Below are 21,840 nucleotides of genomic sequence, written 5' to 3'. Positions count from 1 at the left end.
AACCAGCCATTAATTATACACGATGTTGGCAACAGTTATTTTATTATTCCTATCCAATTATTATTTCGGTCAAATTCATTAAATCCGTTTTGAGAATCACTTTCATAATGACTAATATATTGATTCGATGAATCGAAAATGATAAATCCGCCTTGCATATGTCCGACTGCAAAAGCTGAATTATTTAGATTGAAATCAAATATCTGGAAGATATTCCTATCAACTACAACAATAAAATGAGTGACCTGAAGATTTCTATCAAATCTAAAATATCCATTAAAATTGTAATTAATATTTGGATTTATATTCCTATTCAACTTTGGGTTAATATTTCTATTTAAAACAGGATTAATATTTCTATTTAAAACGGGATTTATGTTTCTGTTCAATACAGGATTGATATTTCTGTTTAAAACGGGATTTATGTTTCTATTTAGAATTGGGTTGATGTTCCTATTTAGAATAGGATTAATGTTCCTATTTAAAATAGGATTTATTTGTCTATTTAAATTTGGATTTAAAAGACGATTTAATTGTGGGTTTTTATCTCTTGGAATAATCATAATTACTTACTTAACAGTTGAGTTATTTCACAGATAGGAACGCAAATAGCATACCCTGAATTAGAAAATTCTTGTCTTACAAAAGCACTTTCTCTGTTGTTTTTCCATTCTGTTACGAAAGGTATGTATTTTGAAACTATTCCGATTAATTTCATTTCGTTGTTTTCTCTGTATTCTATTATTGGACCACCACTATTTCCATAAAAAACTGGACAATCAATGATGAATGTGTTTTCTTTAGAGTTAATTCCTGCGACAATTCCTTTTCTTAAAAGAGGTCTATTAATATCAAAGAAAACAGCATTTTGCATAATTAGTGATGTTGGAAATCCTACAAGTAAAATATTGTTAGCAATTTCAATTGTTTTCAATTCCCCAATGTCATCGTCATTTACACTAACAATATCTTTGCCATTTTCCTCAATCCGAAATAATTCGGAATCATTTAATGAAATAGCAATAATGTCAGACTTAAGTGATTTGAAAATTTTAATTTTATCTAATTCGTCTATAACTATGGTTTTGGCATCTTCTTGTTCGCTTGTATGGTTTTGAAAAGTTATTAATAATGATTCACACCTTAACTTATCCTTTTCGTCAAAAAGAACGTGTTTTGCAGTAATCAAATACTCCTTTTTTTCAAAAGTCAAATGAAAACCTGAGCCAGTAGAATTTCCTGCGTCTAAACTCAGGAAAGCTGTATAACTTACGTTTTTATTTGTTAATGCCATAGGTTGCTTTTAATTGTTGCCAACGTGTTTGTATATGATTAGTGGCGTGTTTCAGCACCTAATTTAGTAAATAAAAACCGAATAGAAAATCTGCAAAGATTTTCGTAAGCAAGCTATAACTAGCCATTAATTATATACGTTGTTATCTATAGGTCTTTTCATAGTTAGCCAGAGTTCAGATGTTTAAATTTTTATATAAATATAATTTAGGAATTCTGATTTTAGCAACGGTTTAAGCGCAATGATACATTTCTACTGTCAGATTAGCTCAGATTGGTTTTTCTGCGTGTAATTCAGTCGTAACGATAAACGCAAGCTTTTCAATCTTAGTTTATAAAATCAAACAGAATCCAATCCGTAACGTTTTTCAGATTACATTATTCATCTGAGTAATTATTCCCTTATTGGAAGTTCAGACTTATAGATTTTCCAATAATTTTTGTTGGTGAGTAACTTATAGATAACTCGTTATATAAACTCAAATATAGCTAATTAAGGGTTATAATTGCGGGATATCAACACTTTATTGTTGCCTTTGTCTTTTAACCTTAGCTCCTCAACTATAACATCCAACGGATTGCGTATTTGCATGATGTTTTTTTGTGCCACATGCGTATAAATCATGGTAGTCTCTGGTTTAACATGTCCTAATAACTCCTGTATATAACGTAAATCTATCCCGTTTTCTAACATGTGTGTGGCATAACTATGTCTTAAAGTGTGCGGTGTCACAACCTTATGGATCCCCGCTAATTTGCAAGACTGCTTTAAGAAATTTCTAATACTACTGGCCGAATATAAACCGCCATCGCGCCCTTCAATAACATATACTGCAGGTCTATAAGTTTGAATGTAATTTAATAAAAGCGGTTTAATAACTTCACTCATAACCACAACACGATCTTTCCGGCCTTTTCCTTGTTGTATATGTATCTGACTTCTGTCTATATCCAAATTGTTTAATTTCAAATTTAAAAGCTCTCCTATTCTAAGTCCTCCCGAGTAAAGTAACCCTAATATCGCCCGATGTTTTAGGTTTTTTGTTACTTGTAATAAATCTATTATGGCTTCTTTAGATAAAATGGTTGGTAAAAAATTGCTTTTTTTTGGACGTGCAAAATTTGTTGCATCAAAATTATCTAACTCGCAAAATGCTGTAAAATGCTTAAAACTACTTATGCATTGCCGGTGACTACTTATGCTATAAAATTCTTTTGTAATTATTTCTTCCATAAAACTCTCCAGGCTTCTAGTATTCCAATTTGTTTTATCTAAGTTTTTATGATGGTGTAAAAAACGAAGAATAAAATAGCCGTAAGAGGAAACCGTACTTTCGCTAAGTCGTTTTCCGCGTAAATAAGTAACATACTCTTTTAATAGTTTTTTTTGGTCCAAAGTCAACTCCTTAAATAAGCTTAATTTATCTGGTGGTTTTATTTTGCTTGTAGGTGATTCCGGTGCTTTTTTTATAAGTTTTAAAGCACTATAGTTTATATAATATCCTCCTTTTTGTAAATATGAAAAAAGGAAATGTAAGGTTTGATCGCTGTGCGATACATAATACGTCTTATTTGTAGCGCTCCATGTAACACCATTAAATTTTTTAATGTAATCTTTTGTACTGTCGCTAAATGGAAAATCAATAGCTATTTGGCTATGGTTCTTATGAAGAAGTGGTTTTAAAGTAACTGTAATTTTCATAATGGTTGAATTTATTAAAGTTAAATAAAATTTCTCAAATTTCTATTATAATGATTATCTGAATTTTACGAATGCTTACAACATATTTCAAGCTATTGATATTATTTATGCGCCTTAACTTAATAACATAGGTTTCAGAAAGGCTGTAATTAGTTTAACTATATATAAAAGAGTACTAATTCAATCAATTTCTTTGTGAAGAATTCTATCTTTGCATCATGCAATCCAAAATCCTTTTTATTACACCGCCTTTTACGCAGTTAAATACGGCTTATCCGGCCACTGCTTATCTGAAAGGTTTTTTGGAAGAAAAAGAGATCTCTGTTTCGCATTGCGATTTAAGTATTGAACTCTTCACAGCTATTTTTACAGACGATTTTCTAAGTTCTATTTTTCAAGAAGCTGAAGATTTGGAGAATTTCCATTATCCTGAGGTTCGTAAAATGAAGGATCAGTACATTTCTAGTGTTGATGTGGTTCTTGGATTTCTTCAGAAACAGGATGTTAAAACAGCAATTAAAATTTTAGAACCCAATTTTTTGCCATTAGGTCATAGACTTAAAAATGTGAATAATGGAATTAAATGGGAAGCTGGCGATATAGGTGTTATCGATAAAGCAAAACATTATGGAACTCTTTTTATTGAAGAAATTGGCGACTTTATTCAAGCCAATGTCGACGATTTTTTTGCATTTACTAAATATGCCGAGCAAATTGCTACATCAGCAAGTAGTTTCGATCAGTTAGACGATTTTTTAAGCTATCAGCCAACACTTATCGAAGTGAAAATGCTGGATATTTTAGTAGAGCAGATTGAAATGCATGAACCAAATTTAGTTTGCTTTACAATCCCTTTTCCAGGAAATTTGTTTGCCGCTTTAAGATGTTCTCAATTTGTAAAACAGCTGTTTCCTGATATTCATGTGGCTTTTGGTGGTGGCTATTGTAACACTGAATTACGTTCTCTCGAGGATCCAAGAATTTTTGAATTTGTCGATTTTATTTCCTTAGACGACGGGGAAGGGCCTTTATTAAAAATGGTACAATTTCTTGAAGGTGAAATTTCAATAGACGAATTAGAAAGAACTTTTGTCCTCGAAAATAATCAGGTGGTTTACAAGAATAAAATCCCAAATACCATTTATCATCATAGAAATTTACCTGCTCCAGATTATTCTGGGCTACCTTTTGATAAGTATGTGTCTTTTTTGGATGTTGTAAATCCCATGCATCGTATGTGGACAGATGCCAGATGGAATAAGTTGACAATCTCTCATGGTTGTTACTGGAAACAATGTTCTTTTTGCGATGTGACTTTGGATTATATTGGCAATTACCAAAACACCACGGCAGACGATTTAGTAAATAAAATTGAAAAAATAATTAAGGATACAGGCATAACAGGTTTTCATTTTGTAGATGAAGCTGCGCCACCTAAAATGCTACGAGCTTTATCCGAAAAACTGATAGAGAGAAATCTAAAAATTACTTGGTGGACAAATATCCGATTCGAAAAAACGTTTACTTTTGAATTATGTCAACTAATGGCACAATCCGGTTGTATTGCAGTAACTGGGGGTTTGGAGGTTGCTTCAGACAGATTGTTGTCTAAAATGAAAAAAGGCGTGGATATAGCTCAAGTTACTAGAGTAACTCATAATTTCTCTGAAAATAACATCATGGTTCATGCTTATTTAATGTATGGATTTCCTACCGAAACTGAACAAGAAACTATTGATTCTTTAGAAGTTGTAAAACAATTGTTTGAAAGAAATTGTATTCAGTCTGCTTATTGGCATCAATTTACGACCACCATTCATAGTCCCATTGGTCAGAATCCGGAAACCTTTGGAATAAAAGTAACGGGTCCTGTTTTTGAAGGATTTGCTCAAAACGATTTGTATCATGAAGATCCTCAAGGAGCCGATCATCCTAAATATACCAAGGGTTTAAACTTGGCATTAAATTCTTATTTAAATAACGCCGGATTTAATAAAGACATGCAACATTGGTTTGACTTTCCTGTTTTAAAAACGAGTCATCCTGAAGGCTTAATCGAAAGTTTCTTATTTAAAGGTGAAGAGAAAAAAGTAGCTGTATTAGATTAAGGTGAAAGTCCAAGCATTTCTAAATTAGCCAGAAATCTTGTACAAAGTAATTCTCTAGAACGTCCTGTTTATCTGGACTATTTTAAGCCATTGTTATTAGGACTTATTTTGTATGTTGTTTTATTGTTTTCACCCAATTTTTTAAATAAGTTTAATTTCAAACCTTTTTTCAAATCCCTACTTGCCGTTGATGAAGAAATATCTTTAAAAACGTTCATATAATCTTTTCTTGAAAACGCTTTCTTATTTATCGAAACAAAATATTCAAGTCTATTTTGCTCGGTTAAAGTTCTATTATTAAAATCCATTAGGTCATTCATTGAAACGTCAATTACATTTAGCATGTATTCAATGAATTTTGTTGACTTTCCAGATTTGTCACTTGCAGCTAATGCCTTGTAATAGTGTTCTTGGTCGTTACTAATCATTGTTTCGAAAGGCAGAAATTCAAAAATCGGATATTTTTCCATTAATATTATAGTCTGCCATAACCTTCCCATTCTACCATTTCCATCTAAAAAAGGGTGAATGAATTCCATTTCATAATGAAAAACACAGCTTTTTATTAATTCAATTTCTTCAGAGCTTTGCAAGTATTTAAAAAGATCTTTCATTAAATAGGGGACATTTTCAAATGGTGGCGCTAAGTGTTCTATAATGGAGCCTTTTATAATGCCAACACTTTGTTTTCTGTATTTCCCAGGACCTTCCATAAGGTTCCTCATTAAACTTTGATGTGCTTTAAAAAAAGATTTTTCGTCGTTGGGCTTGTATTTTTCTAAATTCTCATAAATCTCGATTGCATTTAAAACTTCTAGAATATCTTTTTTGGGTCCAATAATTCTTTTCTTTTCAAGAAGTGCCGTTATTTGTTCCTCTGTTAAAGTATTACCTTCAATTTTTAAAGAAGAGTGAATCGTTTTAATTCTATTCTGCTTTCTTAATTTTGGAGAAGGTTTATTTAAGTAATTTGCGTTTATTTCCCCAATTTTTTCTGAAATAGAAGTAATTAAATTTAAAATTTTTGGAGTTATTTCGTAAGGAGGATTCATTTTGATGCTATCATTTGATGCTATCAAAGATACAATCATTTATCTTTAAAAGTGAATTGAGAACTTCTTTTTTAATAGCTTAGTTTTACTTTGAGTCTTAAAAATGAGGAAAGTAGGTATGGTCGGAAGAATGATAGTTTTATAGCTCTCTAATTTCTGATGACATTTTTTGTTTATGCTATTGTTGATCGTTCTAAATAAAATAATCTAATAATAAAAATAAATTGGGAGGCTAATTTCAAGCCTCCCAATAATATTATATCATTTCAACAAAATCTAAAAAGACTTTTTTATGAAGCTCAAGATCTAAATCTGGAGAAAGAGATGCACGAACAATGTAGTCCTTGTCGCCTTCTTTAGTTGTGCCTTGAGTAGATGTTGCAGGAATGGTCCAATAACAGCCTTTTAATTGACCGTAACTGACACAGAACTTACTTTCATTAGGGATTCTAGTTATCATTAAATGAATCAATTTCAAATTCAATGCGCGTTTATGTGCTTCTTTTTCTTCAGCTGTATTTCCTTCTGTAGGAAGATCTAATGAAAAAACAGAAGGTGTAAATCCTTGTGATGCCAATTCTTCTGAAACAAAATTTATTTTCGCTCCTGGTAACGTATCATGAATGAAGTTTACAAATTCACGAGTGTTTTTATATGCATCTATAATTCTTTGATTCATAGACGGTAATTGTTTAGCTAAAATGTCATATTGAAGGTCTGTAGCTTCATTATCGCAAAGTGCTAAATGCATGTCTATTTTTTCCATTAATGCATTTGTTTTTTTATTTCCCACGCAGTAACCAGCAGTACATTGTCCACCACTAGGGAATTTAGATCCACTAGCAAATGAAATAGTTCTAACCGCCGAGAGAATGTCTTCGTCTCCTAAAAAATGAACATTAGGACAAAACGTTTGATCTAATATAAAAACAGGATCAATAGCAAAAATACCAGTTTCAGTTTTTCGAGGTTTGCTTAAAACAGCCTTTAATTGATTAAGATCGGGAACTTCAACTCGAGGATTTGTTGGAATTTCGGCAATAATATAAGGAACGGCATCTTCTTTGGCAATGGCTGTTAAAACGGTGTCAATACTTTGAACCATGTCGTTATCGCCATCTACTAATAAATCCACTATTTCTACATTATCTAGACAGGCGGCAACACGTCTTGCTTGATCATTTGTACCTCCATAACAATTTGGAGGAACAATTATCTTGATGGCTTTTCCTGGATGATTTTCTCTGGCATCGTGAATTAAACCCATTAAAATGGCATACTGAATAGATAAACCACTCGAAGCAACTAATGCTTTTGTTGTGGTATTTGTAATTTTATTAATCGAGTTTAAAACCGATTTTTTGTTGGCTTCAAGATTATTTTCATGAAATGCGATAGAAGTTTGAGCCACTAAAGCGTTTAAAGCAGTAAGGCAATCCGCTGGTGTCATGGCAATAGTTTCTCTTCTTCTTACATGTTGAATATCTGAAACATAGTTTTCATTTTGTTCGCCATTCACAACTAAAACACTTCCTAAATGCTCATAAAGGCTTATGAAAAAATCTATATTTGAGTTGAGGTCCACAGTTCCAAATCCGTCTTCCTCTGAAATAAAAATGGTACTGCCATTAAATGGGACAATATCTTCTATTTTCTCAACTTTCTTTAATTCAAAGGTATATCCGTAAACAGACTTTATAACTTCAGCATCGAAACACGTTGGTAATTTGTCTTTATATACAATTTGAGTGTTTTTATTATCTAATAAGTTTTTTCTTAAGATGGCTAAAACCGGAACTGTCTTGGATGAAAAACTGATAACATTTTCCGATTTTAAATGGTTTAGGTTGGCAATTCCCCATTCTAGGACACAAGACAATGGGTGTCCTAATCTAATATAGTCGTAGGCAGTTGGTAATTCATTTAGTGCCGTTGATTCTGAATTGTTATTTTTAAATAAGGTTTCAAACTGCTCTAAGAATTGGGTTTTAGCCAATTTTTCGTCGTAAATATCTAGTCGGTGGGTTGTTGTACTTAACCAGCCAGTGGGCATATTTTCTAAGACTTCTTTAATATAATTTAGCATGTTACTTGCTTCCATAGTTTTTAACTTTAAATAGGTCTGCAAGATACAGAAATTAGATTTTTTTATAGAATTATAAACGGTTTTGTTATTTGAAGTTTGAAGGCGTTTTATATGAAAAAAGTATGTTTAAAAATAAGGGTTTTATAAAGAAGGACTTTATAGTTACAAGCAGAAATTCCTTTTAATAAGAACGCGAAATAGACAGTTGTTTCATGATTAGTAACGGATTGAAAATGATTAAATACGATAATTAGATTTGTTGTTCAGATGAAAAAAAAATCTCAGATTATTTTTAACCTGAGATTTTACTAAATAAAATTTATATATTGTTAACTTTCTTGTATGGAATTACTTTTTACGATCTTCACCTTGTTTTCCATATTGATTGTAATGGTCTTTTTTCTGAGGTCCTTTTTCATCCGTTGCATTTTGATGAAGTTTCTTCTCGTGCTCAGTTTTTGGATTTTTTCTATCTGTTGCCATAATGCTATTTTTTTTAATTATTTTGCTTTTTTATTCAACCTTCCTTCAGCCAAAGTATCCAGTTTATTATCCGCGTTGTATTCTTCATCCAAAGTCTTTTGTAATTTAGATGCAATATCATCATGACCTAATTCTTTAGCGAAACGAACGGCTGTTCCATAACCAGAAATTTCATAATGTTCTACACGTTGTGCTTCGGCTATTAAACCAGCATCCATGACGTCATTGCCTTCAGCTTCCTTCATAAAGCCTTCGGCTTCTTTAATAAGACCTTCCATAGCCTTGCATTTTTCTCCGTTTGGCTTAATGTCAAGGGTATTGCAGATGTCTTCCAATCTTGATTTATGATTTTTTGTTTCTTCTAAATGATCTTCAAAAGCTTTCTTTAATTTTGAATCCGATGCTTTCTTTACCATTTTTGGTAGCGCATCAACAAGTTGACTTTCTGCACTATATAAATCTTTTAACTGGTGTTCGAATAATTCTTTTAAGTTTTTCATAATTTTGTATTTTTTATTATTACAATAAAATTACAGAATAAGTTACTATTCAATTACTCTAAAAAAAATGAATATTAACGCTATTCATTTAGAAAATATAGTTTTAAAAATAATACTTATTTATAAGTGTTTGGATTCAACAACGTATTGAATAGTCTTAAAGGATCCACCATTACTATCTTCTGCAGAACAAGATGTTAAACACACTAACAAATCCATTTGTGCCTCAAATTGAATATAGTCTCCTGCTTTCGATGTTGGTGGCAGAACAGTGATTTTTCCATTTTCATCAAACTGGACATTCATAAAAATATTAAATGCCGTAGGAATATCATCAATTAAAATACCAAACGGTTTTAAGTTTTTGTGTAAATTCTCAAGACAACTAGGATGATAGCCTTTGAATTTATACATAATTTCAAAAGTCTCTTTACTACAAGGAGCTAATAAAAAATCATTACGGCCATTGGTGTCTTCTATAATTTTAACCATTTTGTTTGAGCGATTGCTCCACAAAAAATTCCCTTTAGTTAATAATATAGATTCTTCAAAATCAAGAGATTTTCCTGAAGAGAGTTTTTCGTTTAGATCGTTAATATTAAATAGAACCATATCACTTACCTGTTGTCCTTCAGGATCAATAACCGTTAGAATATTACCTTTATTCAGTTTAAAAGCTCTTCCAGATTGTTTTTCTATTAAATTTACTGCTTTCATACCATTTCAGATTTTGAGTGGAAAGGACATTTCCAATTTTGTTCTACGTGTCGGCCGCTATACTGCTTTGTTTCAGAATCTTTTCCAAAATCTTCTAAAACAGGATTTATATGTCCTTGAAGTTTTTTATCGCGTTTACGAATTCTTTTCTTTATGCTTTTATAAGTTTTCATTTCCCTCAAGCGCTCAAATTGCCAATGCATGTTAAACACAAGGGTTGTATACGGACTTTGTCTTGCCAATCTGGAACTATTTGGATGAAGCCCAACAATATAAAAGGCTTTGCCTTTTAAGCTAAAACTGAAATTGGGATCATCTGGTTTTTTACTTACTGTTGAATCCCATTCGCAATCATCTAATTCATGTAATTTCTGAAGCCCGTTCCACATGGCTTTTTCAAACGCCATTTCTGTATTATAATTACTGTTTTTAAAAACGGCTATAAAGGATTCGAATTTATTGGAGTCGAAATCATATTGATTTATATAAACTTCTAAGTCATGTAAAAGTTTTTTTAAATCGATATCATTTTCTAAAGATTCATAAATATTTAAATGATAATCTTCCATCATAAACAACGTTTTTGCCATGATGCAGGGATGTTTTTTCTCTAAAATAAAATTTTTATATTCTAATTCAATTGATTTTTTTATCTCCGATTGTTTTGAAAATATAGTTTCCATAGTATAATTTTTTAATAATTTATAGAATATGGGGAGTTCTAAAAATTCAAAATTAATACAGATGGTCCACTACATTTTGCTCTATCGATTTTAAGTTTATCTCATATAAGTCTTGTGAATCTCGGGTATTTGCGATTAGTTAAAAACTAAATAAGCACATATTTTACTTAAAAGCATTAAGAACTTTTTTGCTTTTTGAATAAATTTAGTAACACAATTAATAATTTAATTATGACTTTACAAGAATCTATTTGGTTGGTATTATCCGTATTAGGAGTTTTTTCTATAATAATTATAATCACGAGAATATTTGGACTCAGGACGTTTGCTAAAATGTCAAGTATTGATTTTGCTTCAACCATTGCAGTTGGTTCGGTACTAGCCTCTATTATTTTGAACAATGATTATTCTTTATTAAAGGGAGGAATTGTGCTCATCAGTATTATTAGTTTACAAACTGTATTTTCACTGCTGGTACGCAAGAATGATTTTTTTAAAAAAATATTTACGAACAAACCTCAAATAATAATGTGGAATGGAAAAATATTGCAGGATAGAATGAAACGTTGTAATGTTGGCGAGAATGATCTTATTGCAAAGTTAAGAGAAGCCAACGTTCATAAATTTTCGGAGGTTAAAGCTGTGATTTTTGAAAGCACGGGAGATGTATCAGTAATTCATAATGATAAAGAAAAAAGTGTCGAACCACGAATGTTTAAAGATGTGGATACACAAGGTGTAAATATCTAACATCCTAAAAAACAATAAAAGACGTAATTTAAAATGAACTGTTTAAGAATTTTTTTACGGTAGCATTGTTTTTTGATTCTCACTTTTTTCTTTTTAAATGGAATAGCTATAGAGATTATTTTTAAATTCTAAAGCTTCGTTAAGCTGGAACTTTATTAGCTATCTCTATTCTGTCCCAATTTCTATGTTTTGCAATAGATGTTATAATCGCTTTAGGATTTTCATTTATTAAAACAGCCTTATCATCTTTATAATCTGCAACAAAAGTGCTATCCAATAATTCTTCACCTTCATGATCTGCCGCGATGGTTTTACAATGCTTGAAAGCTTCATTTATAAATTTCTTGAATTTAGCTTGTCCTAAAAGTTCTTGAATGGATTTTTTACCTCCTGGAATATAAATGGCATCAAATAAAACACTTTCTGTGGTCATTATAGACGCATCAATTTCGTGCTCCATATTCTCGTTGCAGATTACGGTGCCTCCATGAGGCGCAATTAGTTTAACCATGGCACCTTCTTTTTCAAAGGCTTGTTTCTTGGATTTATAATCGCTCATAGAAAAACCATTAGCTACTAAAACTGCTATTTGTCGGGTTTGAATGCTATCAAACTTGGTATTGGCTTGACTTAAGGCAGGATCGCTATCTAAGTAATTTTTCTTTGCAGGTGGTTGATGTTTTTTTACATCAGCATCTGCACCAATAGCTTGATTAATTGGTTGCTCAATTTGTTTCGGAATTTTTAATCCCAACCCTTTAGCGACATCTTCTGCTAAGGTGCTGTCAATTTGTGCGATAAGCCAAAGCATACGCTCCTTAATATGTTTATGATTGCATTTGCCAAGTTCAAAAATATAAGCATCGGTAACATGCTGTTTTTCCCATTTGGCCAAACTTCTAAAGAATAAGGCAGGTTGCGAAAAATGATCATTGAAGCTTTCACTTCTTGTTCTTATCTTTTTAGCATCAATACGCTCTTCATATGAATGAAATGCGCCTTCAGCCATTTTCGCTAAATGAGGACATCCGCCACCTATAGAATTTGGGAAATAAGCCGTCTGTCCTTTAGGAATATCCATTTGCATGTGTCCATCTCTCTGGTTGTTATGTACTTCTCCAACAGGTCTGTTAATAGGGATTTGATGAAAATTTGGACTTCCTAATCTAGATAATTGTGTGTCTCTATAAGAAAATAAACGACCTTGTAGTAAAGGATCATTGGTGAAATCAATTCCAGGAACTATATGCCCTGGAAGGAAAGCGACCTGCTCTGTTTCGGCAAAAAAGTTTTCTGGATTTCTGTTCAATGTCATTTTTCCAATTATCTGAACAGGAACGATTTCTTCTGGAATAAGTTTGGTAGGATCCAATAAATCAAATTCAAATTTGTGTTCGTCCTCTTGTGCAACGACTTGTATTCCAAATTCCCATTCAGGATAGTGTCCGGCATCGATAGCATCCCATAAATCACGTCTGTGAAAATCTGAATCTGCACCATTTATTTTAACAGCTTCGTCCCAAGTAACAGAATGTACCCCTAATTTTGGTTTCCAATGGAATTTTACAAAATGAGATTCGCCTTTGTCATTAATCAATCTGAAGGTGTGAATTCCGAATCCTTCCATCATACGTAAACTACGTGGAATTGCGCGATCGCTCATGGCCCAAATCTGATTGTGAAGGGTTTCGGTTGTATGAGATACAAAATCGTAAAAAGTGTCGTGGGCTGAGGCCGCTTGTGGGATTTCCTTATTAGGTTCTGGTTTTACAGCGTGTACTAAATCTGGAAACTTCATGGCATCTTGAATAAAAAAAACAGGCATATTGTTTCCAACTAAATCCCAAGTGCCTTCTTGCGTATAAAATTTTACTGCAAAACCGCGAACATCTCTCGCTAAATCTGGCGATCCTTTGGAGCCAGCAACCGTTGAAAATCTAACGAATACAGGTGTTTTTCTGTTAATGTCTGTAAAAATGCCGGCTTTGCTATATTTTTCAATGCTTTCATATAATTCAAAATACCCATGCGCACCACTTCCCCTAGCATGAACAATGCGTTCTGGAATGCGTTCATGATCAAAATGAGTTATTTTTTCTCGAAGTAAAAAGTCTTCCAATAGGGTAGAGCCTCTTTCTCCAGCCTTTAAAGAATTATTAGTATCATTTACTTTTAATCCTTGATTAGTGGTCATAACCTTATCTGTGGCATCTTTTTCAAATTGCTTAAGATCTTTGGTTTTCTGATTCTCTGGTGTGTTCTTGTTGGCCATGGAATTAAAATATTAGAATTTAATTGATGTTTTCAAAATTTGAATCTAATTTACTGATGGTCAGTATTTTTAATTAACGCATTTAGGTTTTTTTATGGCTGTATTAATAAAAGTTTATTATTTAGAACTTAGTTAGATTGATAGCGAAGTTTTTTTTATGAATATTTCGAGTTTACCAACTCGTCTTATAAATCTTCATCCTTCACATAAATATTGGAAATTTCATTTATGGTTTTAACTTGATTCGTGTTAGGTTCCAATGTTAACCACGAATCGACAACGATAGCACTTGTAGCATAACAAGCTTGTAAACCATAGGAGTAAGGCCTGCAACCAAAAGTATGTGGAAATGAGAGATCTTGAATTCTAGAAGTAGTTTCGCCATTGGTTCCAATAATATGATAGGCACTATCAATGTCTATGCCTCCAATGTTTAAAAACAGCTCATTATTATTAGAGAATACAGTACTGAGGTTTACAGAGGTGTCTATTTGGGATATGTTTTTTACTGTTGCAAATTTGCTTTGTGCCTTCCTTACCATTCCAGATGTAACCAAAGATTTAAATAGATAATTTTCAATTTCTACCTGATCGCTGCCGGAACAGTTGATAAATAAATTGTATGATTTTAGTTTGGTCTCATCTGCTGTAGAAATTTTAATTTTTGTCATTTCTTTCGAATTTGAATCTTGAAGAATCTCAACTTTTCCAGGAATTAAATCCACGACTTCCGCATCATAGAGTGCTAAAAGAATTTTTGCGGAACTTAAGGGTAATGCCGCAATAACATTCATTAAAAACGGTTTTATCTCTTTTTTGAAAAATAAATGGTCTTCTGCAGGCATCATTTCAGCATGAAAATTTAAACAGTACATTAAATCGTCTAAAGTTTCCATCCAATGAATCGGATTATTGTTTTCAACAGAGTCTTTAGCTGGAATCATTTCTTTTTTCATGCCTTGAAACGAATTTATATATTCATGATTTTCGGCCATGATATTTATAAATTCTTTAAAGTCCAAATGAGATTCGGATAGCATTTTTGCCATTTTGTTATTCTTGTCTTTCTTAAAAGCTTTTTGCAATGCTGGTTTGCATATGTTATTAAAAAACGTATCAATTCTTAAATAGCCACTGTCATTGCGAAGCGAAAGGATTTTCTCGCGAGTAGCATGCCTGTATATTTCACGAAATGGCTCAACTTGTTCATATTGTAAATGTGGCAGCCAACCTTCTGCGGCATGTAAAGTCATTCTAAAGTTTTCGGAATTTTTGTGAAGTTGAAATTTTAAACCATTGTTAGTTTTAGTGAATTTTCCATGTCTATGGGCTAAAGAAGTAACCACATCAAAAGCACTTAAAGAAGCTCCTAAAATCCCTATTTCGAAATTATAGTATTGGTTTTTTTTGGGTATAATTTTATGTATGGGCCATGGCGTTTCATAATAACCAGATTCTGGCTTATCTTTAGTTTGTAAATGATGTCCTGTGGCTATTACAACTTTTGAAACATTGAATTTAGTTTTATTTCCAATAAGTTCTATAGTTGTTTTATTTTTTACTCGGATATCAATTATCTCCTGATTAACAAATGTATCCACCTGAAAACCTATTTTTCTAAGTTTATCTATTAATACATGAAATTGTGCATGAAAATATTCGCCCAAGGCTATACGACTATAAACTTCAGAATCTTGAATGGGTAAACTAGTTATATGCCATTTTTTTAAGTCTTCTTTATTTTGGTTTCGAAGCCAATCGGCAAATGTTTGAAATAACATAGGGATTTCTTCCGACGAAATATTGGATAAATTGTATTTATCAGTAGTAACTGGATTATATGGCATTCCATAACCCATTTTAGCGCCTTTTTCAAAGATAGAAATATGGGTGAATTGGTGCTTTAACACATCTGAATGGTCCAAAATATGTTTAAGAGAATAAAGAGCGGTTGCGCCAGAGCCAATTATAGCTAAGCTAAGTTTTTCCATTTTATGATCCATTACTTTCCTTAGTTTTTATAAGTAGTAAAGTTAGTAATGGACTGGATATCCTGTTAATCCAAATAATAGAGATTTTTGCTCATTTAATGAACGTATTAAATTGAGCAAACATAATTGTGGCTACAAGTTAGTTTATTGGTTTTCAACACCTAACCTAAGTTAATTAGGAAAATAAAATTTAAATCTTTTTAATAAATTCTTCCAAATCTGTATTGATTTCTACGGTTTCATTATCTGTGAATTTCTCCATAGCTCCATGCATATTTACAATGGCAGGAATGCCATATTCTCTGGCTACCACGGCGCCATGACTTAAAGGAGACCCAATTTCTGTAATAATGCCTCCAATAATAGCGAAATAAGGCGACCATCCAATATCTGTGTATTGGCAAACCATGATGTCTCCTTTTTCAAGCTTATCGGCTTCTTCTAGACTTCGTACGACTTTTATTTTACCGGTAACCTGTCCTTGACTAACAACGGTTCCTTGGTTTGTGCCTTCAGAAGATTGGCTGTTTACAGGATATGGATGACCATAATAAACTTCACTGAAATTCATTTTGGCGTAAACATGATTCAGTCGTTTACGATCAGTTATTAATCGTGAAGCATGATCTAACTTTTCATCTATAAGCAACCCAATTTCTTTATGAGTTAGGTAGAACAAATCTGCGTCATCGGTAATAAATCCTTTCTCTTTTAATTTTTCAGCTAAATCTAAATAAGCAAATTTTAATTTCTGTTGAAATTTGATGGCAGACGATTTACTCATCTCTCGCATAGCAATAGCCTCTCTTGTTGTATTTGCTAATTTTTTAATAATAAGCTTATTGACGCTTTTCATCTTAGGAAGTTTTGATAAGGCGTCTTCCATATCAAATGCTTTTATATGAGTTTCAAACTGGCCAGTTTTTACAATGTTTCTTAAGACAGGAATTAATTTCATAGGTTCCTGAGACCAATCTTTTTCGGCCATTTCAGCTTCTCGAACACATCTGTGTCCATGTTCTTGAATAAATTTCTTATAAGTTTCCCCAAGTGTTCCTTGGTTCGTTTGTATTGTGTTTAGTAAAGTAGCATCATCTATATTTTCAATATTAGGAATAACCATTGAAATCTCTTTTGCAAGATTTTTAAGTTGCTGAATAGAATCTGCGCCAACTATACCTTCAATATTTCCTAAAAAATGAGACGCATAAGTATTGCTTTCTGGGCTTGGTTTTGGTCCACCACTAATCACACTTATTAGTGCAGAATATTGACTTCCAGATTTCCCTGAGGTACAATAATGATAACTATAAGCTAGGTTTAGATTGTGTAATTGACCATCAACCCAACCATACAATTCTTCAATATTCAAATTCTCAGGTTGATGGATGTCTTCACACATCTCCTGTAATTTTTTTAATCTTTTTTTAGCTTTCCCAAAATAACGAAACTGCTTCACCTGATTTCTAATTTGGGTGAATTTACCTTTCGGGTTTCCTGGAGATTTCTTATCTAATTCTCTACCTAGAATACTGTATTCTATGTATTCATTCTTTGGTAATAGTATGTAATCGGAAATGGCATAAAGCCCAGTTAAACTTATAAAACCATGATTGTAAAAGTATTTGATGTTTAGATGTTCATCAATAATTTTCTTTTGAACTCCACATTGCATGTAAAAGTCTTGAATGCCATATTCAATTGCTTTTCCAAAGGTAGATAATGAAAGCGGCGTTAAATGGCCAGGCATCATTTCGCCAATATTTGCTCTTGTTAAAATCTCGTCATCATTAGCTAGCTTGGAGTCTAACTCATTGGGATGTACGTTTGAAAGTGTTGTAATGGGTCTAACTTGCAACCAATACAGTTTATCGTTTTGGTCTACAGCCCATTCCACATCGACTTCATGCCCCAATTCATTTTTAAGTTGAATTAAGCCCTCGTTTAGCTCTTGAAGAATAGCTTTTGAAGCCAATTTTGATTTAAAATCAAAATCTTTCTTTGCGTACTTATTAATTTCAATCTGTTCAGGTTCTGCTTTTCCATCAACTAATTTATCTCCTAATCCTTCAACAATATTGATAATGGACAAATCTCTTCTTCCGGATACGGGATCTGCAGAAAACGCGACACCTGCATATTTGGCATCTATCATTTCTTGAATAATAACGGCCACATGATTCTCTTTTTGAAGGTCTGAATCATATGTTTTAACACGATCAGTTTCTCCAGAAGCAATACAATCTTTTACGGCTTGAACGATTTCTGTAGAACTTTTTAGATTTAGATAAGATTCAAATTGACCTGCGAAAGATTGATTTTCTCCATCTTCTCGTAAACCACTAGATCGAACCGCTTTATTTGCCTCCGACATCCATGAATAATGAGCTTCAGGATTTTCGAAAAAAGAATCGCGACCTTCAAGTGTAATCACTAAAAACTGAGGGATTGTAAAGCCTTTTTGATGTAATAAACCTAGACCTTTAGCCTTTCCTCCAATAGGAAGATCGCCTTTTATTTCATTAAATTTATATATCATAGTGAGACGGGTTGAATCCAAATTCTGTAACCATTTTTATTGGAATTCCATTTAGCGTTCCAAAAGAAACACCTTCATTAATATGATATTCGTCGTCCATATTATAAGGGACAAATGCTTTGCGATCGCATATTAAATGATATTCTTTTCCATCGGAATATTTAAATTTAAGGTCTAAGGTATCGGGAAATAGCGGATTACTAGCAAACTCTTCAATGGTTGGAAATTCTCTTAAATAATGGATTTGTTCTCCCTCTGTGACGAAGCCAGCAGATAATTGTCCCATATAATCATATTGAACCATGGCAACGTTAAAGCACTGTTTATTTTCCATCATGCCACACATCCAAACATGACGTTTCCATCCACCCCATTTACGAATTCCCCAACTATGGTCACGCATAGAAGAGAAATCGACTGGTCTTGAATCTCCCTCAATTTCTATCGTTCCTTTTATACGGCCACCTTGTTCAAAATGTTGCTTTTTAGAATCTTTTAGTTTTTCAAAAAACGATCTCGACCATTTGGCTTTGGCAATTGCTTTTGCAGTAGCATCTACAATCATAGCATTCTGAAAATCTATAATTGGTGTTTCTGCCGTAAAATGTAAATCAATTTTGACTTTTTTTGAAGTGCCATCCAAATCCATTTCCCCTTGAAAGGAAACGTTCCACTCAGTTCCTAATTTTACAGGGTCAAAACGTAAGGCACCTAATTGAAATCCTTCACCTTCCTCGCCTGGATGTTGCTTTAAACGTAACAAGCCTAAATCTGGAAAAAAGACTTCTAGCCAGAATTCATTTCCTCTGGTGGTTCTAAAACTTTGTCTTACAAAAAAGTAAGAACCATCATCCGAAATTCCGTTAAAATAAGAGGAATCATTAAATAATTCTTGCGAAGGATCTTTGTGTTTTTGTTCTATTTCTTCTAAAGGGATGAGTTCTATATCTCTCTTTAAAAGTTTCTTTTTAATCATTTTATATTTAAATCCTGTAAACATCTTATTCTAAATATTTTGATTTTAATAATTCAATTTCTTCTTCATTGAGCCCTAATTCACTTTGGAAATAATTTCTTACTGAGCCATGTGTTTTATCTATATATTCAAAAATGTTTTTCAATATACCTTCATGGACATAGAAAAGTGATTTTACAGGAGCAAATTCCTCTTCGGAAACTTCTCTATTAAATTGTTTGGAAAAATTATCCTTAATCATTTGAAGTTGGTAGTCATTGGATTTTTTTAAGAATTCATTTGACATTAGGTAGTCTGAATAAATGTGTTTTCTGTCTACTTCAAAAAAGTCTAGGAGTAAAGCACTTATAATTCCAGTTCTATCTTTACCATGACTGCAGTGGTAAATAATTCCATTATTGGCATTGAGGATTTCTCTGTAAATAGAAGCTAATTCCGTTGTGAATTTTGTGATAAGATCGAAATAGATTTGTTCCAAGATGTTGGAATCTAATAAATGAAATTCTCCTTTTGTAAATATGGGAATCAGAGATTTGGTAATGTTTCCAGCGTTTAGAGGAATGTTCTGATAGTTGATACTTTCTGGATAATCTCCTTTTCCAATAAGGTCAATTTCCTGCGAGGTTCTTAAGTCAAGAATTTCTCCTACATTTAAATCTTTTAATATGAACAATTCATTTTCGTCCATCTTTCCTAAAAAACTCGATCGAAATATACTGTTTTCCTTTACTTTTTGACCTGATTTAGTATGTACGCCACCTAAATCGCGAAAATTAGGTTGACTTTTAAATATGGAATTGTTATTCATGAATAGCGTTAATATTTCGCAAATGTTCCATTCTAAAAATGATATGAGACTGAAGAATGAATCGATTCTTCAGCCCGATGTTGAGATGAAACATTTTGGATATTTTAAAGCCTAAAGATAAAAGGATTATTATTTTTTTATATAAATTAATTGCATTTATTCTTAAAGCTTAAATTGTTTTGAGAACACTTTTTAATTATTTGGCTATCAGTTGTCTCAGAATATTAATTACCTGTTTAAACAAACGCGCTATAACCAGTAATGGCTCTACCTACAATTAATGAGTTGATCTCTTTAGTGCCTTCATAAGAATAAATAGCTTCTGCATCTGCAACAAAACGAGCCACATCATATTCTAATAAAATACCGTTACCACCCATAACTTCACGCGCACGACTTACCACATCTCTGGTACGCATGGAGCAAAATACTTTAGCTAGCGAAGCATGTTCATCAGTTAATAATCCTTGATCTTGTAATTCTGAAAGACGAAAAACCATGGCTTTCATAGCTGTAAGATTTGCAAGCATTTCCACCAAATGATTTTGAATGAGCTGAAACTTTGCAATAGGCTTTCCAAACTGTTCACGCTTTTTAGTGTATTTTAAAGCACTCTCATAAGCGCCTCTGGCACAGCCTAATGCTTGCCAAGCAACACCAGCACGCGTCATTCGTAAAACTTTGGCTGTATCTCTAAAAGAATTTGCTTTTTGCAATCGGTCTCCTTCAGGTATTTTACAATCGGTTATGGTAATCAGAGCATTTTGTACCGTCCGTAAAGCCATTTTATTTTCAATTTTTTCTGCTTTATAACCAGGATTTCCTTTTCGCATTAGGAATCCTTTAGCTTGGTTGTCATCTACATCTCTAGCCCAAATAATAATAACATCTGCAAAAGTAGCGTTACCTATCCATTTTTTTTGTCCGTTTAAAATCCATTCATCACCAACTTTCTGACAGGTGGTTTCCATGCCACCTGCAACGCCACTACCTACATTAGGTTCGGTTAGACCAAAGGCTCCAATAGCTTCCATTTTTTGCATTTTTGGAAGCCATTCTTGTTTTTGTTCTTCACTGCCGCAAAGGTATATTGAGCCCATGGCAAGGCCGCTATGAACCCCGAAAAAGGTGGAAATGGAAACATCAACACGTGCTAATTCTTCAGCAATAATACCTTCCATAAGAAAAGGTAGATTAGGACAACCATATCCTTCGTAAGCCACACCACAAATATTTAAGGCAGCCATTTTTGGAATGATTTCCATTGGAAATTCTGCTTTATTCCAATAATGATTTGCAATTGGATCAATTTCAGTTTCCATAAAGCCACGAACTTTCATTTGAATATCTCGTTGTTCTTGACTTAATTTTAAATCGTAATCATAAAAGTCACCATCGATGGGAGGTAACTTGTGCTGTCCTTTTTTTGCTTTTTCAGTAAGCATTTTCATTAAGCCTTTAAGTTGATTATCGTCTAATTCACCTACGGATTTCATGATTTTAGGTAAATCTATTTTTTCTGAAATTTCTCCCAATTCTTTGAAATCTATTTGTTTCATTAAATGGGTAATTTGTTTTATTTTCTTGAAGAGTTCCATAGGATTTATTTATGATTTTTTGGATAATATTTTTTTTCAAATTATACTCTCATGCTTAACTTATTCCGAAGTTACTTTAAAAATGAGCGTGCTCTAAATATAGTAATTTTCATAATAAAAAATGAACATCTGTTATTTGGGTAAAAGTTTATCCTATTTTGAAATCTAATTTATAGTTGCTACTGGCAATTTAATTCTCAGGTTTATGTTCAATAAGATTAGTGAAGTTTAGAATGAAAAAAGCTTTTAAATTAATATAAACACTGATTGTTCTTCCTTTTG

Annotated in this window: 17 protein-coding genes; 2 read left to right on the top strand and 15 right to left on the bottom strand. The window is 32.5% G+C overall.

Annotation, left to right across the window (positions count from 1 at the left end; translation table 11 throughout):
• Window positions 1–35 precede the first annotated feature (35 nt).
• From IEV77_RS14900 to IEV77_RS14890, 3 genes are all read right to left on the bottom strand, one after another.
• Window positions 36–563: a hypothetical protein gene (locus IEV77_RS14900; protein ID WP_188466202.1), complete on the bottom strand. Its 528-nt coding sequence runs from the start codon at window positions 561–563 to the stop codon at window positions 36–38.
• 2 nt (window positions 564–565) lie between these two features.
• Window positions 566–1,294 carry a S1 family peptidase gene (locus IEV77_RS14895; RefSeq protein WP_188466200.1) on the bottom strand — a complete coding sequence of 243 codons (729 nt, stop codon included), beginning with the start codon at window positions 1,292–1,294 and terminating at the stop codon, window positions 566–568.
• A 492-nt stretch (window positions 1,295–1,786) separates the two neighbouring features.
• Window positions 1,787–2,995: a tyrosine-type recombinase/integrase gene (locus IEV77_RS14890; RefSeq protein ID WP_188466198.1), complete on the bottom strand. Its 1,209-nt coding sequence runs from the start codon at window positions 2,993–2,995 to the stop codon at window positions 1,787–1,789.
• A gap of 218 nt (window positions 2,996–3,213) precedes the next feature.
• On the opposite strand from IEV77_RS14890, the gene IEV77_RS14885 reads away from it, so the two are divergent.
• Complete coding sequence (locus IEV77_RS14885; protein ID WP_188466196.1) at window positions 3,214–5,103, top strand: B12-binding domain-containing radical SAM protein; 1,890 nt, start codon at window positions 3,214–3,216, stop codon at window positions 5,101–5,103.
• 77 nt (window positions 5,104–5,180) lie between these two features.
• Here the strand turns inward: IEV77_RS14885 and IEV77_RS14880 are convergent, their stop codons facing one another.
• From IEV77_RS14880 to gntA, 6 genes are all read right to left on the bottom strand, one after another.
• Window positions 5,181–6,155 (bottom strand): Fic family protein, encoded by a 975-nt coding sequence (locus tag IEV77_RS14880; RefSeq protein ID WP_188466265.1) that lies wholly within the window; start codon window positions 6,153–6,155, stop codon window positions 5,181–5,183.
• A gap of 256 nt (window positions 6,156–6,411) precedes the next feature.
• Window positions 6,412–8,256, bottom strand: coding sequence for a PLP-dependent aminotransferase family protein (locus IEV77_RS14875; RefSeq protein WP_188466194.1), 1,845 nt, complete (start codon window positions 8,254–8,256; stop codon window positions 6,412–6,414).
• Window positions 8,257–8,589: 333 nt separating this feature from the next.
• Window positions 8,590–8,724 carry a hypothetical protein gene (locus tag IEV77_RS17570; RefSeq protein ID WP_262891663.1) on the bottom strand — a complete coding sequence of 45 codons (135 nt, stop codon included), beginning with the start codon at window positions 8,722–8,724 and terminating at the stop codon, window positions 8,590–8,592.
• A 17-nt stretch (window positions 8,725–8,741) separates the two neighbouring features.
• The gene (locus IEV77_RS14870; protein WP_188466193.1) at window positions 8,742–9,224 is read right to left on the bottom strand and encodes a YciE/YciF ferroxidase family protein; all 483 of its coding nucleotides are present in this window, start codon (window positions 9,222–9,224) and stop codon (window positions 8,742–8,744) included.
• Window positions 9,225–9,344: 120 nt separating this feature from the next.
• Window positions 9,345–9,941 carry a DUF1989 domain-containing protein gene (locus IEV77_RS14865; RefSeq protein ID WP_188466191.1) on the bottom strand — a complete coding sequence of 199 codons (597 nt, stop codon included), beginning with the start codon at window positions 9,939–9,941 and terminating at the stop codon, window positions 9,345–9,347.
• The gene (gene gntA, locus IEV77_RS14860; protein WP_188466189.1) at window positions 9,938–10,624 is read right to left on the bottom strand and encodes a guanitoxin biosynthesis heme-dependent pre-guanitoxin N-hydroxylase GntA; all 687 of its coding nucleotides are present in this window, start codon (window positions 10,622–10,624) and stop codon (window positions 9,938–9,940) included. The genes IEV77_RS14865 and gntA overlap by 4 nt, the downstream gene beginning before the upstream one ends.
• A gap of 231 nt (window positions 10,625–10,855) precedes the next feature.
• Between gntA and IEV77_RS14855 the strand changes: the two genes are divergently transcribed.
• Window positions 10,856–11,374, top strand: coding sequence for a DUF421 domain-containing protein (locus IEV77_RS14855; protein ID WP_188466187.1), 519 nt, complete (start codon window positions 10,856–10,858; stop codon window positions 11,372–11,374).
• A gap of 139 nt (window positions 11,375–11,513) precedes the next feature.
• Here the strand turns inward: IEV77_RS14855 and IEV77_RS14850 are convergent, their stop codons facing one another.
• The 6 genes from IEV77_RS14850 to IEV77_RS14825 all read right to left on the bottom strand — a co-directional run bounded on the left by IEV77_RS14850 (window position 11,514) and on the right by IEV77_RS14825 (window position 21,558).
• Entirely contained in the window at window positions 11,514–13,646 is a 2,133-nt protein-coding gene (locus IEV77_RS14850) for a catalase (RefSeq protein ID WP_188466185.1), read from the bottom strand.
• A 185-nt stretch (window positions 13,647–13,831) separates the two neighbouring features.
• Window positions 13,832–15,649 (bottom strand): FAD/NAD(P)-binding protein, encoded by a 1,818-nt coding sequence (locus IEV77_RS14845; RefSeq protein ID WP_229736682.1) that lies wholly within the window; start codon window positions 15,647–15,649, stop codon window positions 13,832–13,834.
• Window positions 15,650–15,827: 178 nt separating this feature from the next.
• On the bottom strand, window positions 15,828–18,176 hold the full coding sequence (locus IEV77_RS14840) for a PEP/pyruvate-binding domain-containing protein (RefSeq protein ID WP_188466183.1): 2,349 nt from the start codon (window positions 18,174–18,176) through the stop codon (window positions 15,828–15,830).
• A complete protein-coding gene (locus IEV77_RS14835; protein WP_188466181.1) occupies window positions 18,166–19,152 on the bottom strand; it encodes a DUF7064 domain-containing protein in 987 nt (328 codons plus the stop codon). Before IEV77_RS14835 ends, IEV77_RS14840 begins: the two co-directional genes overlap by 11 nt.
• 25 nt (window positions 19,153–19,177) lie before the next feature.
• Entirely contained in the window at window positions 19,178–19,960 is a 783-nt protein-coding gene (locus tag IEV77_RS14830; protein WP_188466179.1) for a tyrosine-protein phosphatase, read from the bottom strand.
• Window positions 19,961–20,196: 236 nt separating this feature from the next.
• Window positions 20,197–21,558: an acyl-CoA dehydrogenase family protein gene (locus tag IEV77_RS14825; RefSeq protein WP_188466177.1), complete on the bottom strand. Its 1,362-nt coding sequence runs from the start codon at window positions 21,556–21,558 to the stop codon at window positions 20,197–20,199.
• Window positions 21,559–21,840 lie beyond the last annotated feature (282 nt).

Source organism: Xanthomarina arctica, from assembly GCF_014638915.1.
GTDB classification, from domain to species: domain Bacteria; phylum Bacteroidota; class Bacteroidia; order Flavobacteriales; family Flavobacteriaceae; genus Xanthomarina; species Xanthomarina arctica.
Note: the sequence above shows the minus strand (reverse complement) of the source record. Positions and strands in the feature narration are given on the sequence as shown.

Bases quoted from the DNA above. Each gene is read 5' to 3' on its own strand.
- IEV77_RS14900 (WP_188466202.1), bottom strand. From the start codon at position 563: ATGATTATTCCAAGAGATAAAAACCCACAATTAAATCGTCTTTTAAAT.
- IEV77_RS14895 (WP_188466200.1), bottom strand. From the start codon at position 1,294: ATGGCATTAACAAATAAAAACGTAAGTTATACAGCTTTCCTGAGTTTA.
- IEV77_RS14890 (WP_188466198.1), bottom strand. From the start codon at position 2,995: ATGAAAATTACAGTTACTTTAAAACCACTTCTTCATAAGAACCATAGC.
- IEV77_RS14885 (WP_188466196.1), top strand. From the start codon at position 3,214: ATGCAATCCAAAATCCTTTTTATTACACCGCCTTTTACGCAGTTAAAT.
- IEV77_RS14880 (WP_188466265.1), bottom strand. From the start codon at position 6,155: ATGAATCCTCCTTACGAAATAACTCCAAAAATTTTAAATTTAATTACT.
- IEV77_RS14875 (WP_188466194.1), bottom strand. From the start codon at position 8,256: ATGGAAGCAAGTAACATGCTAAATTATATTAAAGAAGTCTTAGAAAAT.
- IEV77_RS17570 (WP_262891663.1), bottom strand. From the start codon at position 8,724: ATGGCAACAGATAGAAAAAATCCAAAAACTGAGCACGAGAAGAAACTT.
- IEV77_RS14870 (WP_188466193.1), bottom strand. From the start codon at position 9,224: ATGAAAAACTTAAAAGAATTATTCGAACACCAGTTAAAAGATTTATAT.
- IEV77_RS14865 (WP_188466191.1), bottom strand. From the start codon at position 9,941: ATGAAAGCAGTAAATTTAATAGAAAAACAATCTGGAAGAGCTTTTAAA.
- gntA (WP_188466189.1), bottom strand. From the start codon at position 10,624: ATGGAAACTATATTTTCAAAACAATCGGAGATAAAAAAATCAATTGAA.
- IEV77_RS14855 (WP_188466187.1), top strand. From the start codon at position 10,856: ATGACTTTACAAGAATCTATTTGGTTGGTATTATCCGTATTAGGAGTT.
- IEV77_RS14850 (WP_188466185.1), bottom strand. From the start codon at position 13,646: ATGGCCAACAAGAACACACCAGAGAATCAGAAAACCAAAGATCTTAAG.
- IEV77_RS14845 (WP_229736682.1), bottom strand. From the start codon at position 15,649: ATGGATCATAAAATGGAAAAACTTAGCTTAGCTATAATTGGCTCTGGC.
- IEV77_RS14840 (WP_188466183.1), bottom strand. From the start codon at position 18,176: ATGATATATAAATTTAATGAAATAAAAGGCGATCTTCCTATTGGAGGA.
- IEV77_RS14835 (WP_188466181.1), bottom strand. From the start codon at position 19,152: ATGATTAAAAAGAAACTTTTAAAGAGAGATATAGAACTCATCCCTTTA.
- IEV77_RS14830 (WP_188466179.1), bottom strand. From the start codon at position 19,960: ATGAATAACAATTCCATATTTAAAAGTCAACCTAATTTTCGCGATTTA.
- IEV77_RS14825 (WP_188466177.1), bottom strand. From the start codon at position 21,558: ATGGAACTCTTCAAGAAAATAAAACAAATTACCCATTTAATGAAACAA.